Below are 12,223 nucleotides of genomic sequence, written 5' to 3'. Positions count from 1 at the left end.
TGTAAAGAAACGTGAGGAGATGAGACCAAGCGATCCCCGGCCGCGGCGCCCTTGCGCCGCGTCAATTGCCGCGCGCCGCCGCGGGCGCGGCGGGTTGACTTTGACGGGCCATTGCGATGTCATGGAACCGACAGCTCATTTACGGGCCGGCCCGCCGGCCCCGCGCAGCCCCCCTTCAACCGGATCACGCAAGAGGCCGTCATGTTCCCTGAGTATCGCCAACTGATTACCCGCTTGAAAGCCGAAAACGGACATTTCTCCGCCCTGTTCCAGCGGCATAACGACCTGGACCAGGAAATCAAGAACATGGAGGCGGGCATCGTGCCGGCCTCGGACACCAACGTCGAAGTCCTGAAAAAGGAAAAACTGCTGCTCAAGGACAAGCTTTACAGCTTGCTGCGCGCGGCGGACCAGGACGCCGGCTAGCCTGGTTTCACGGACTTCCCGCCACAAGGCGCCCACCTCCGGGGCGCCTTTTTGTTGCCCGCGTCCCGCGCCCGCGCCCATCACTCGGTCCGAGTTTCCATCATCAAACCGCTCAATGGGTGAATGGGTCCGGCAACAGGATCCGGGTATCCCCGTCCCCCGTCGATCGCCATGCGCCCCCCTCCGCAGGCGACGTCCTTTCCAACGCGCTTGCTGACATTAAGCTGAATAAATAAAATCCCCCCATACGGTCGCCTGCCGGCCGCGTGAACAGGAAGCCAAAGTGCAAGACAGAGATTTCAAGGCCGGCGAGGCCGTCTCGCCGGTGACCGGCTGGGCCATGATGCCGTTGGTGGAACACGATTCGCTGCTGCTGCGGCTGGACTTCCTGACCGACCCGTCGCACGCGGCCGCCACGCGCAGCGAACGGGGCCGCGTCTACGCCGTGACCTCCGAGCAATTGCAGCTGCTGCTCGATTCGCTGCAGGCACAGCTGGACAAGCTGCAACCCGGCCAGGGTGGCCCGCGCCATTGATCCCGAGCGGCGGCATGACGCCGCCAGAAATTCAGCATTGCTAAAGATAGATTAGGATCTTTAGATTCTCTAATTAAGCCGCAGCCGCTAGTCTGTCGCCCTTGATCCAAGGTACGACATGACCAGCGCCTTTTTCCCCGGTTTTTTCCTCAGCCTCAGCCTGATCCTCGCGATCGGCGCGCAGAATGCCTTCGTCCTGCGGCAAGGCCTGCGCCAGGAACACGTCTTTGCCGTCTGCCTGGTGTGCGCGGTATCGGACGCCGTGCTGATCGCCGCGGGGGTCGCCGGCTTCGGCCTGGCGTCGAACGCCCTGCCCTGGCTGGAACCCGTGCTGCGCTACGGCGGCGCACTGTTCCTCTTGACCTACGCGGCGCGCAGCTTCCGCTCGGCGCTGCGCAACCACGGCAGCCTGACGCCGTCGTCGCGCCAGGCTGCCGGGCTGGGCGCCACGCTGGCGACCTGCCTGGCCTTCACCTGGCTCAACCCGCACGTCTACCTGGACACCGTAGTGCTGCTGGGCTCGATCTCCAGCCAGTACGAGGGCCGCAAGGTCGCCTTCGCGCTGGGCGCCATGACGGCATCGTTCGCCTTCTTCTTCACCCTGGGCTTCGGCGCCCGCCTGCTGCGGCCGGTGTTCGCCAGCCAGACCGCCTGGCGGATCCTGGACGCCCTGGTCGGCTTGGCCATGCTGGCGATTGCGCTCAAGCTGCTCTGGCCCTGACGGCGGCCGGCGTATTGCGGAACGTGACGCCCAGGCGATTGAAGGCGTTCATCAGTCCGATCGCATAGGTCAGGTCCGCCAGTTCCTTGTCGCTGAATTCGGCCGCGGCGGCAGCGTAGTCGGCATCCGGCACGCCGGTTTCGGCCACCCGTGTCACGCATTCGGCCCAGGCCAGCGCGGCCTGCTCGCGGGCGCTGAACAGCGCGCCGCCTTCGCGCCACACCGGCACCAGCACCAGCTTGTCCACCGCCACGCCCTGCTTGAGCAGGTCGCGGCTGTGCATGTCGATGCAGTAGGCGCAGCCGTTGATCTGCGAGACCCGCAGATACACCAGGTTGACCAGCGTCTCCGGCAGGCCGCATTGGCGCAGGTAGGTGTAGACGCCGCCAAATGCCTTGTAGCCCTCCGGGGCGGCTTGGGCATAGTCGATGCGATGGCTCATGATGAAAGTCCTGATAACTGTCTGTCGAAGACTCCATGCTGCGCCCGCGCGGCGTTTTGCGGTAGATCCAAGAACCGGGTTCCGGCTTGGGCCATGTCTCGGGATGACGGCCACCGCCAGCGACTTGCGGGCGAAACGCCCGCCTTGCCCAGGCCGTCCAGGTCAGTCGATATGCGGATGCCGATCCGCCAACCGCTGCCGCTTCTGCTTCAATGCGTCCAGCTTCTCTTCCAGGTCGGCGATCTCGGCGTCCACGTCCTGCACGCTTTGCTCGATGTGATCGTAGGCTTGTTGCAACAACGCCTTCACTTCGCCCTTGTTCGCGGCGTTCGGCGTGTCGCCGCGTAACGGCCGGTTGGCCGTCTCGGGCATGAAGATCGCCGTGATCAGGCCCACCACGGAGGCAGCCATCAGGTAGTACGCCGGCATCATGAGATTGTCGGTTTCCTCGACGATCCAGGCCGCGGCGGTCGGCGTCAGGCCGGCAATGATGATGGCCACGTTGAAGGACGCCGCCAGCGCACTGTAGCGGATGCGCGTCGGAAACAGCGCCGGCAGCGTGGCCGCCATCACGCCGATCATGCAGTTCAGCACGATCGCGATCAGCAGCAGGCCCAGGAAAATGAGCCCGATGTTGTCGCTGCCCAGGAGACGGAAGGCCGGAATGGCCACCACCATCAACCCCAGGCAGCCGCTGATGAAAAACGGCTTGCGGCCGATCTTGTCGCTGACGAAACCCACGCCCGGCTGCACGAACAGCATGCCCACCATCACCACGACCACGATCAGCACGCCATGCTGTTCCGGATAGTGCAGGCTGCCCGACAGATAGGTCGGCATATAGGTCAGCAGCATGTAATAAGTGATGTTGGTCGTCAGCACCATACCGATGCACACCAGCAACGCCTTGCGGTATTTGGCGAAGATCTCGCGCACCGATACCTTGGGCCGCTCTTGCACCGCGTCGCGGTCGTCCTGCTCCATTTTTTCGAGCTGTTGCGTGAAGGCCGGAGTCTCCTCCGCGGCGTGACGCAGATACAGGCCCAGCAACCCCAGCGGGCCGGCAATGAAGAAGGGCGCACGCCAGCCCCAGTCCAGGAAGGCCTGTTCGGACATCGCGGTTTGCAGCAGCAGCACCATGCCCGCGCCCAGCACGAAACCCGCGATCGAACCAAAATCGAGCCAGCTGCCCAGGAACCCCCGCTGGCGGTCCGGCGCATACTCGGCCACGAAAATGGCGGCGCCAGTGTATTCCCCCCCGACCGAGAAGCCTTGCGCCAACTTGCAGAGCAGCAACAGCAGCGGCGCCCACAAGCCAATCGACTCGTAGGAAGGAATCAGTCCGATGCAGAACGTGCTGATGGCCATGATGATGATGGTCAGCGACAACACTTTCTGTCGTCCGAACTTGTCACCCATTACGCCAAAGAAGATGCCCCCCAGTGGCCGCACCAGGAACGGCACCGAAAAAGTGCCGAGCGCCGCGATGGTCTGCACGGCGGGCGAGGCATCCGGGAAGAACACCTTCCCCAGCGCGAAGGCCACGAAGCCATAGACGCCGAAATCGAACCACTCCATTGCATTTCCCAGAGCCGCAGCCGTCACCGCTTTTTTCAGCTTGGTGTTATCGATGACGGTGACATCGCCGCTGCGCCAGGGACGCACGGTTTCCTGCGAAGAAGAGGTCAGGGATTCGGCCATGGGAGTACCCCGGATTCAATGCGACCCTGAAATTCTACCGGCGCTCGAGCATTATCGATCCCGCCAAAGTGTGACTTGTGCATCCAATTTTGAGCGGATGCGAGGGTCCGAAAAAAACCCCTCTCATGCCGAACATGAGAGGGGTTCTTTGCCATCAGTCCACCAGCGACTCCACCAGAGGGGGCGCCGATGCGGGGACCGCGGGAATGACTTGCTTGATATGGTCGGGGCGGCGGGATTCGAACTCGCGACCCTCTGCTCCCAAAGCAGATGCGCTACCAGGCTGCGCTACGCCCCGAGGGTCGCAACTATACCAGATACCGGCGCGCCCCCGGCAAATCGCCGGCAGACCCGTTCAGGCGACGCCCGGCCCGGCGATCCCCTGATTGACACCTATATAGTTGAAGCATAAATTAATTCAACATACCTAATAACGACATCCATCGGGAACCACATGGCCAACGCCTCCTCTCCGTCCGCCTGGGCCACGCCCACGCGGACCACTTACACCGTGCTGTTCGTCTGCTGGCTGGCGATCCTGTTCGAGGGCTACGACGTCGGCGTCATGGGCGCGGTGCTGCCCGCCCTGGCCGACGACAAGAGCTGGAGCTTGACGCCGATCGAGCTCGGCATGCTGGGCAGCTACGCGCTGGCGGGCATGTTCGTCGGCTCGTTCGCCGTCGGCACGCTGTCCGACCTGCTGGGCCGCCGGCGCATGCTGCTGGCCTGCGTCACGCTGTTCTCGCTGACCATGATCGGCGCGGCCTGGGCGCCGACGCCGACCTGGTTCGCGACGTTCCGGTTCATTGGCGGCCTGGGCCTGGGCGGCGTGATCCCGGTGGCGGCGGCCCTGACCATCGAGTATTCCCCGCCCGCCAGGCGCGGCTTCAACTACGGCGTGATGTATTCCGGCTACTCGCTCGGCATCCTGTGCTCCGCCGCGGTGGCCATGGCCGTGCTGCAGCACTGGGGCTGGCGCGCGGTGATCCTGGTGGGCGCCGCGCCGCTGCTGCTGGTGCCGGTGCTGGCGCGGCTGTTGCCCGAATCGCTGGAATACCTGCTGGCCAAGGGCGACGAGGCGGGCGCCCGCGCCGTGGCGCAGCGCCTGGGCATTACGTCGCTGGAACCGTTCCGTCCGCGCGAAGTGACGGGTGAAAAGACCACCTGGCGCGATGTGATGGCCGCGGTGTTCGCGCCGCGCCACCTGCGCGCCACGCTGTGCTTCTGGGGCGCGCTGTTCCTGGGCATGATGCTGGTGTATGGCCTGAACACCTGGCTGCCGCAGATCATGCGCAAGAACGGCTACGACCTGGGCTCGAGCATCTCGTTCCTGCTGGTCTTCAGCCTGGCGTCGGCCATCGGCGGCCTGGTGCTGGGCCAGTTCGCCGACAAGAGCGAGCCGCGCAAGATCGTGGCGCTGTTCTACCTGGTGGGCGCGATCGGCATCTACTGCCTGACCTACAACAATCCGCTGGCGGTCAATTACCTGTGGGTGGCGCTGGCCGGCATCGGCAGCATTTCGTCGTCGCTGATCCTGACCGGCTACCTGGCCGGCTACTACCCGGCGCATGCGCGCGGCGCCGCCACCGGCTGGGCGCTGTCGTTCGCCCGCATCGGCGCCATGAGCGGCCCCATCGTCGGCGGCTACCTGGCCGGCCTGCAACTGCCGCTGGCGTGGAACTTCATCGCGTTCTCGTGCGCGGCGGTGCTGGCGGCGGTGTTCGTGATCCTGATCCCGGGCCGTTACGCGGGCGGCGCGTCGACGCAGCCGGCGGCCGGCGCGCGCACGCTGGAGCAGCAGCGTTCCTGAAGCCCCATCCGCCAGGCGCAAATGACAACGGCGCGCCCACCAGGGCGCGCCGTCGATTCCACCGTGATGCTCCCCTGCCGCAGCCGCGCCCGCCGGTTTCCCGCCAGGCGTGCGCCGCGGCCGGCGATCAGCCGAAACGGCCGGTGATGTAGTCCTCGGTTTCCTTGCGCGAAGGCTTCACGAAGATCTGGTCGGTCTGGCCGAATTCCATCAGCTCGCCCAGGTACATGTAGGCCGTGAAATCCGAGCAACGGGCGGCCTGCTGCATGTTGTGGGTCACGATGACGACGGTATAGTCGTTCTTCAGTTCGGCGATCAGTTCCTCGATCTTGGCGGTCGAGATCGGATCCAGCGCCGAGCACGGCTCGTCCAGCAGCAGCACTTCCGGCTTGATGGCCACGCCGCGCGCGATGCACAGGCGCTGTTGCTGGCCGCCCGACAGGCTGTTGCCGCTCTGGTGCAGCTTGTCCTTCACTTCGTTCCAGAGCGCGGCCTTGCTCAGCGCCCATTCCACGCGCTCGTCCATCTCGCCCTTGGACAGGCGTTCGAACAGACGCACGCCGAAGGCGATGTTGTCGTAGATGCTCATGGGGAACGGCGTGGGCTTCTGGAACACCATGCCGACCTTGGCGCGGATCAGCGAGATGTCGGTCTTGGCGGTCAGCAGGTTCTCGCCGTCCAGGATGATCTCGCCCTCGGCGCGCTGGCCCGGGTACAGCTCGAACATGCGGTTGAAGGTGCGCAGCAGCGTCGACTTGCCGCAGCCCGACGGGCCGATGAAGGCCGTGACCTTCTTCTCCTGGATCGACATGTTCACATTGCGGATCGCATGGAACTTGCCGTAGTAGAAGTTCAGGTTCTTGACCTCGATCTTGTTCTTGACGGCGGTAGCGGTGTTTTCCATTTGGTTTCCCTAGGTCCGGCGCGCCCTGCGCGCCGGCAAAGCGATCTTTACTTGCGGAACATGTTGCGGGCAATGATGTTGATGCCCAGCACCAGCAGCGTAATCAGGGTGGCGCCGGCCCACGCCAGGTCATTCCAGTCCTTGAAGGGGCTGGCGGCGTATTGGTAGATCACGACCGGCAGGTTGGCCATCGGGCCGTTCATGTTGGTCGACATGAACTGGTTCGACAGCGCGGTGAACAGCAGCGGCGCGGTTTCGCCCGAGATGCGGGCGATGGCCAGCAGCACGCCGGTGATGATGCCGGTCTTGGCGGCGCGATAGCACACCAGGGTGATCATGCGCCACTTGGGGCAACCCAGCGCGGCCGCGGCTTCGCGCAGGCTGTTGGGCACCAGCAGCAGCATGTTGTCGGTGGTGCGCACCACCACCGGGATCACCAGGATCGACAGCGCGATGGCGCCGGCCCAGCCCGAGTAGTGCCCGACCTGCGCCACGTACACGGCGTAGATGAACAGGCCGATGATGATGGACGGCGCCGACAGCAGCACGTCGTTCAGGAAGCGCGTGGCCGGCGCCAGCCAGCCACGCTGGCCGTATTCGGCCAGGTAGGTGCCGGCCAGGATGCCGACCGGCGTGCCGATCAGCGTGCCCACGCCCGCCATCATCACGCTGCCGAAGATGGCGTTGATCAGGCCGCCTGACTGCCCCGGCGGCGGCGTGATCTCGGTGAAGAGCGTGTACGACAGCGCCGGCGCGCCCTTGAACAGCAGCGTCTGGATGATCCAGAACAGCCAGAACAGACCGAACACCAGCGTGCCCAGCGAGACGGTCAGCATGATGCGGTTGACCACCCGGCGCCGGCGGTACACGCCGTTCTGCATATTGAGTACGGATACAGCCATGATCTTTTCCTTGTGCGGCGGGATCAGGATTTCTTGCCTTCACCGGCCGACAGGCGGACCAGCAGCATCTTCGCCAGGGCCAGCACGATCGTGGTGATCAGGAACAGGATCAGGCCCAGTTCCAGCAGCGCCGACTTCTGGATGCCACCGGCTTCATTGAATTCGTTGGCCAGCGCCGAGGCGATCGAGTTGCCCGGCGAGAACAGCGAGCCCGACCACTTGAAGGCGTTGCCGATCACGAAGGTCACCGCCATGGTCTCGCCCAGCGCGCGCCCCAGGCCCAGCATGATGCCGCCGATGACGCCCGACTTGGTGAACGGCAGCACCACGCGCCACATCACTTCCCAGGTCGTGCTGCCCAGGCCGTAGGCCGATTCCTTCAGCATCGCCGGCACCAGTTCGAACACGTCGCGCATCACCGCGGCGATGAACGGGATGATCATGATCGACAGGATCAGGCCGGCGGTGAAGATGCCGATGCCGAACGGCGGCCCGGCGAACATGCCGCCGATGATGGGCACGCTGCCCAGCGTGGCGATCAGGAACGGCTGCACGTACTGCTGGAACACCGGCACGAAGACGAACAGGCCCCACATGCCGTAGATGATCGACGGAATCGCCGCCAGCATTTCGACCGCGGTGCCCAGCGGGCGGCGCAGCCAGGTCGGCGACAGTTCGGTCAGGAAGATGGCGATGCCGAACGACACCGGCACCGCGATAATCAGGGCGATGGCCGAGGTCAGCAGCGTGCCGATGATGGGCACCACCGCGCCGTAGTTCTGCTTGACGGGGTCCCAGTCGTTCAGCCACAGGAACGACAGGCCATACTTGGCCAGCGATTCGCGGCTGCCGTAGATCAGGGACACCAGGATCGCCGCCAGCAGGATGAACACCAGGAAGGCGAACAGGCGGGTCTGGTTCTTGAACAGCGCATCCATCAGCGCGTTTTTATTTTGCTTCATAGGCGAAGGCGTGCCGGTAGTCACGGAATCCGCCACGCTGGGCGGGAGCGGCACACTATTATCCATTACCGCGCTCATGGATGGACTTTCCTTAGGAAACCTTGGGGGAAACTACAGGTGGGTCCGGGAGACCCGCCCTGGCATCCGGCGGACCGGATGCCAGGGCAGTTGCTCGATGCTGGCGCGGGGCCGGGCCGCCGCGCCAGGCATCAGCCTTACTTCCAGACGGCCTTGCCGTCGGCAGCCTTGACCTCGCCCCAGGCGGCGCGGATTTCCTTGGTCACGGCGTCGGGCAGCGGCACGTAGTCCATGGCTTCAGCCGACTTGGCGCCGTTCTTGAAGGCCCAGTCGAAGAACTCCAGGACGGCCTTGCCCTGAACCGGCTTGTCTTGCGACTTGTGGATCAGGATGAAGGTGGCGGCGGTGACGGGCCACGAATCGGCGCCCGGCTCGTCGGTCAGGACCACGCCCATGCCAGGCGCGCTCTTCCAGTCGGCGTTCGCGGCAGCGGCGGCGAAGGCCTTCTGTTCCGGCTGGACGAACTTGCCGGCCTTGTTCTGCAGTTGCGTCCAGGCCAGCTTGTTCTGCTTGGCGTAGGCGTATTCGACGTAGCCGATCGAGTTCTTCAGCTGGCCGACGTAGGCGGCGACGCCTTCGTTGCCCTTGCCACCCTGGCCCACGGGCCACTTGACGGCCTTGCCTTCGCCGACTTGTTCCTTCCACTCCGGCGACACCTTGGACAGGTAGTTGGTCCAGCCGAAGGTGGTGCCCGAGCCGTCCGAACGGTGCACAACGATGATGTCGGCCGACGGCAGCTTCACATCGGGGTTCAGCGCCTTGATGGCGGCGTCATCCCACTTCTTGATCTTGCCCAGGAAGATGTCGCCCAGGACCTTGCCCGACAGCTTCAGCTTGCCCGGCTCGACGCCGTCGATGTTCACCACGGCAACCGTGCCGCCGATGACGGCCGGGAATTGCAGCAGGCCGTTCTTTTCCAGGTCAGCCGCCTTCATGGGATCGTCCGAAGCGCCGAAATCGACGGTCTTGGCGATGATCTGTTGCTGGCCGCCGCCCGAACCGATCGACTGGTAGTTCACGGCGTTGTTGGTCGCGGCCTTGTAGTCCGACGCCCACTTGGCGTAGATCGGGTACGGGAACGAAGCGCCCGCGCCGGTCACGTCGGCGGCCTGGACGGCGAAAACGGCGGCGCTCAGCGCGACGCCCAGGGAAACTTGTTTGAAGACACGTTTGAACATCTTGGTTCCTTCTGTGCTCGTTAGAGGAGTCTTTGGCAGGCTTTCTACTGCCCGTCTTTCAGCGACCCTCGCATCTTAGAAGCCCAACGTGACAAGATAGTGACAGTCATAAACCCCCCCCCGGAGCGCTGCGCGCTTCCCCCCCAGGGGGGCGCCGGTGGCGGACCGGCGGAGCCGGATCCGCGCGGCCTGGCTTGGGGAGGGGGTGCCTTGGCGGGCGCTCGGCGCCTTCAGGGACGGATGGGTGCGGCCTGGCTTTGGGAAGGAGTGGCTCTCCGGGCGCGCGGCGCTTTCAGGGGCGGATGGGCGCGGCCTAGCTTTGGGAAGGCGTGGCTCTCCGGGCGCGCGGCGCCTTCAGGGGCGGATGGGCGCGGGCCGGGTGGACCTCGGATGCGGGGTGCCCGGTGCCGGGGAAAAGGGGGCGGGCTTGGTGCGCCCGCCCGGGTGTTACGTGCCCAGCTTCTGCATCAGGTACTGATGCAGGTTGAAGGGTTCGCGGCGGCTGCGCACGCGCACGTAGTCGCCGTCGGCCTGCTGCTGCCAGGCCAGCTGGTTGTCGCGCAGGGCGAAGGTGAAGGCCTCGTCGATGACGCGCTTCTTGAGCGTCTTGTCGTAGATCGGGAAGGCGATTTCCACGCGGCGGAAGAAATTGCGGTCCATCCAGTCGGCCGACGACAGGTACACCGTCTCGGCGCCCTCGGCGTAGAAATAGAACACGCGCGAGTGCTCCAGGAAGCGCCCGACGATGGAACGCACCCGGATGTTCTCGGACAGCCCCGGCACGCCGGCGCGCAGCGCGCAGACGCCGCGCACGATCAGGTCGATCTTCACGCCCGCCTGGCTGGCCTTGTAGAGCTCCTCGATGATCTGCTCTTCCAGCAGCGAGTTCATCTTGGCCATGATGCGCGAACGCTTGCCCGCCTTGGCGGCGCGGGCCTCGGCGCGGATCAGCGCCACCATGCCGTCGTGCATGGTGAACGGCGACTGCATCAGCGACTTGAGCGAGCGGCGCGCGCCCAGGCCGGTCAGCTGCGCGAACACCTTGTCCATGTCCTCGCACAGCTTGGGATCGGCGGTCAGCAGGCCGAAGTCGGTGTACAGGCGCGCGGTGCGCGGGTGGTAGTTGCCGGTGCCCAGGTGGGCGTAGCGGCGCAGGCGGCCCTTTTCGCGCCGCAGCACCACCGCCATCTTGGCGTGGGTCTTGTGCGCCACCACGCCATAGACCACGTGCGCCCCCACCTCTTCCAGCTTGGAGGCCCAGTTGATGTTGGTCTGCTCGTCAAAGCGCGCCATCAGCTCCACCACCACCGTCACTTCCTTGCCGGCGCGCGCCGCGGCCAGCAGGATCTTCATCAGCTCGGAATCCTCGCCGGTGCGGTAGATGGTCTGCTTGATGGCCATTACGTCCGGATCCAGCGCGGCGGCGGTCAGGAAGTCGATGACGGGCTGGAACGACTGATAGGGATGGTGCAGCAGGCGGTCCTGTTCGGCCACGGCCTCGAACAGCTCGGCCGGCTTGTCGCCGACACGGTCGAACGGCGCCTGCACCGGCGCGCGGTAGTCGGGGAACAGCAGGTCGGGCCGGTTGGGCGAATTGCACAGCTGCATCAGGCGCGACAGGTTCACCGGCCCCGGCACGCGGTAGGTGTCCTCGGCCTTGAGCGAGAACTCGCGCTGCAGGAAGGTTTCCAGCTCGACCGGCGTGAGCTTGTCGATTTCCAGGCGCACGGCGGCGCCGAAGTTGCGCTGCGACAGCTCGCCCTGCAGGGCGTGGCGCAGGTTGGTGACTTCTTCCTCGTCCACGAACAGGTCGCTGTTGCGCGTCACCCGCCACTGGTAGCAGCCCAGCATCTCCAGGCCCGGGAACAGCTCGCCGACGAAGGCGCGCAGCAGCGAGGTCAGCAGGATGTAGCCTTCCGGGTGGCCGGACAGTTCCGGCGGCATCTTGATCAGGCGCGGCAGCGCGCGGGGCGCCTGCACCACGGCGATCGAGGCCTGGCGGCCGAAGGCGTCGGCGCCGGACAGCGAGACGATGAAATTCAGGCTCTTGTTGTAGACCCGCGGGAACGGGTGCGCCGGGTCCAGCCCGATCGGGGTCAGCAGCGGCATCACGTCGCGGTTGAAGACATCCCGCGCCCATTCCTGCTGCTCGGCATTCCATTCCGACGCGTGGTGCAGCGCGATCCCCTCGGCCTGCAGCGCCGGCAGGATGGCGTCGTTGAGCAGCGCGTACTGCCGCCCCACCAGCTCGTGCACCGCCTGCTGGACGTTCTCGAACGCCTGGTCCGGCGTCATGCCGTCCGGGCCGACCGAGTTGGGCGACTGGCGTTGCTGCTCTTTCAGGCTCGAGATCCGGATCTCGAAGAATTCGTCCAGGTTGGAACTGACGATACAGACGTAGCGCAGCCGTTCGAGCAGGGGCGTACTGGGATTCTCCGCCATCGCCAGCACGCGTTCGTTGAATTTGAGCAGCGACAACTCGCGATTCAGGAGCAAGGGCTCGGCGGGCGGGCGTGTGGTCATACCGGATTCCATACGTAGGGAGAGCGTGGAGTTTTACTGCA

General features: G+C 65.2%; 11 protein-coding genes and 1 tRNA gene. 4 read left to right on the top strand and 8 right to left on the bottom strand.

The window, feature by feature from the left end; all coding sequences use genetic code 11:
- Window positions 1-201 precede the first annotated feature (201 nt).
- From AC1HFW_RS28410 to AC1HFW_RS28400, 3 genes are all read left to right on the top strand, one after another.
- A complete protein-coding gene (locus AC1HFW_RS28410; protein ID WP_006390670.1) occupies window positions 202-426 on the top strand; it encodes an HP1242/YdcH family protein in 225 nt (74 codons plus the stop codon).
- A gap of 283 nt (window positions 427-709) precedes the next feature.
- Window positions 710-961, top strand: a complete 252-nt coding sequence (locus tag AC1HFW_RS28405; RefSeq protein ID WP_116522720.1) for a hypothetical protein — start codon at window positions 710-712, stop codon at window positions 959-961.
- A gap of 118 nt (window positions 962-1,079) precedes the next feature.
- Window positions 1,080-1,682 (top strand): LysE/ArgO family amino acid transporter, encoded by a 603-nt coding sequence (locus AC1HFW_RS28400; protein ID WP_006390672.1) that lies wholly within the window; start codon window positions 1,080-1,082, stop codon window positions 1,680-1,682.
- Here AC1HFW_RS28400 and AC1HFW_RS28395 read toward each other — a convergent pair.
- The 3 genes from AC1HFW_RS28395 to AC1HFW_RS28385 all read right to left on the bottom strand — a co-directional run bounded on the left by AC1HFW_RS28395 (window position 1,663) and on the right by AC1HFW_RS28385 (window position 4,123).
- Window positions 1,663-2,124 (bottom strand): carboxymuconolactone decarboxylase family protein, encoded by a 462-nt coding sequence (locus tag AC1HFW_RS28395; RefSeq protein WP_241068198.1) that lies wholly within the window; start codon window positions 2,122-2,124, stop codon window positions 1,663-1,665. The genes AC1HFW_RS28400 and AC1HFW_RS28395 overlap by 20 nt on opposite strands.
- 162 nt (window positions 2,125-2,286) lie before the next feature.
- Window positions 2,287-3,825 carry a glycine betaine/L-proline transporter ProP gene (gene proP, locus AC1HFW_RS28390; RefSeq protein WP_006390674.1) on the bottom strand — a complete coding sequence of 513 codons (1,539 nt, stop codon included), beginning with the start codon at window positions 3,823-3,825 and terminating at the stop codon, window positions 2,287-2,289.
- A 221-nt stretch (window positions 3,826-4,046) separates the two neighbouring features.
- A tRNA-Pro gene (locus AC1HFW_RS28385) sits at window positions 4,047-4,123 on the bottom strand.
- Between the two features lie 156 nt (window positions 4,124-4,279).
- Here AC1HFW_RS28385 and AC1HFW_RS28380 point away from each other — a divergent pair.
- Window positions 4,280-5,635: an MFS transporter gene (locus AC1HFW_RS28380; RefSeq protein ID WP_479286022.1), complete on the top strand. Its 1,356-nt coding sequence runs from the start codon at window positions 4,280-4,282 to the stop codon at window positions 5,633-5,635.
- A gap of 127 nt (window positions 5,636-5,762) precedes the next feature.
- Here the strand turns inward: AC1HFW_RS28380 and pstB are convergent, their stop codons facing one another.
- The 5 genes from pstB to ppk1 all read right to left on the bottom strand — a co-directional run bounded on the left by pstB (window position 5,763) and on the right by ppk1 (window position 12,182).
- Window positions 5,763-6,539: a phosphate ABC transporter ATP-binding protein PstB gene (gene pstB / locus AC1HFW_RS28375; protein WP_006385463.1), complete on the bottom strand. Its 777-nt coding sequence runs from the start codon at window positions 6,537-6,539 to the stop codon at window positions 5,763-5,765.
- Window positions 6,540-6,586: 47 nt separating this feature from the next.
- Window positions 6,587-7,441: a phosphate ABC transporter permease PstA gene (pstA, locus tag AC1HFW_RS28370; RefSeq protein ID WP_479286020.1), complete on the bottom strand. Its 855-nt coding sequence runs from the start codon at window positions 7,439-7,441 to the stop codon at window positions 6,587-6,589.
- A 23-nt stretch (window positions 7,442-7,464) separates the two neighbouring features.
- Window positions 7,465-8,481 (bottom strand): phosphate ABC transporter permease subunit PstC, encoded by a 1,017-nt coding sequence (pstC, locus tag AC1HFW_RS28365; RefSeq protein ID WP_479286019.1) that lies wholly within the window; start codon window positions 8,479-8,481, stop codon window positions 7,465-7,467.
- A gap of 137 nt (window positions 8,482-8,618) precedes the next feature.
- Window positions 8,619-9,659 (bottom strand): phosphate ABC transporter substrate-binding protein PstS, encoded by a 1,041-nt coding sequence (gene pstS / locus AC1HFW_RS28360; protein ID WP_006390678.1) that lies wholly within the window; start codon window positions 9,657-9,659, stop codon window positions 8,619-8,621.
- A gap of 447 nt (window positions 9,660-10,106) precedes the next feature.
- Complete coding sequence (ppk1, locus tag AC1HFW_RS28355) at window positions 10,107-12,182, bottom strand: polyphosphate kinase 1 (protein ID WP_006390679.1); 2,076 nt, start codon at window positions 12,180-12,182, stop codon at window positions 10,107-10,109.
- Window positions 12,183-12,223: the final 41 nt, after the last annotated feature.

The sequence above is a fragment of the Achromobacter sp. ISS7 genome (assembly GCF_056523125.1).
The sequence above is the reverse complement of the archived record's forward strand: the minus strand, read 5'-3'. Positions and strand labels throughout refer to the sequence as shown.

Excerpts from the sequence above, each read along its gene's own strand:
- AC1HFW_RS28410 (WP_006390670.1), top strand. The coding sequence starts at position 202 with ATGTTCCCTGAGTATCGCCAACTGATTACCCGCTTGAAAGCCGAAAAC.
- AC1HFW_RS28400 (WP_006390672.1), top strand. The coding sequence starts at position 1,080 with ATGACCAGCGCCTTTTTCCCCGGTTTTTTCCTCAGCCTCAGCCTGATC.
- AC1HFW_RS28395 (WP_241068198.1), bottom strand. The coding sequence starts at position 2,124 with ATGAGCCATCGCATCGACTATGCCCAAGCCGCCCCGGAGGGCTACAAG.
- proP (WP_006390674.1), bottom strand. The coding sequence starts at position 3,825 with ATGGCCGAATCCCTGACCTCTTCTTCGCAGGAAACCGTGCGTCCCTGG.
- AC1HFW_RS28380 (WP_479286022.1), top strand. The coding sequence starts at position 4,280 with ATGGCCAACGCCTCCTCTCCGTCCGCCTGGGCCACGCCCACGCGGACC.
- pstB (WP_006385463.1), bottom strand. The coding sequence starts at position 6,539 with ATGGAAAACACCGCTACCGCCGTCAAGAACAAGATCGAGGTCAAGAAC.
- pstA (WP_479286020.1), bottom strand. The coding sequence starts at position 7,441 with ATGGCTGTATCCGTACTCAATATGCAGAACGGCGTGTACCGCCGGCGC.
- pstC (WP_479286019.1), bottom strand. The coding sequence starts at position 8,481 with ATGAGCGCGGTAATGGATAATAGTGTGCCGCTCCCGCCCAGCGTGGCG.
- pstS (WP_006390678.1), bottom strand. The coding sequence starts at position 9,659 with ATGTTCAAACGTGTCTTCAAACAAGTTTCCCTGGGCGTCGCGCTGAGC.
- ppk1 (WP_006390679.1), bottom strand. The coding sequence starts at position 12,182 with ATGACCACACGCCCGCCCGCCGAGCCCTTGCTCCTGAATCGCGAGTTG.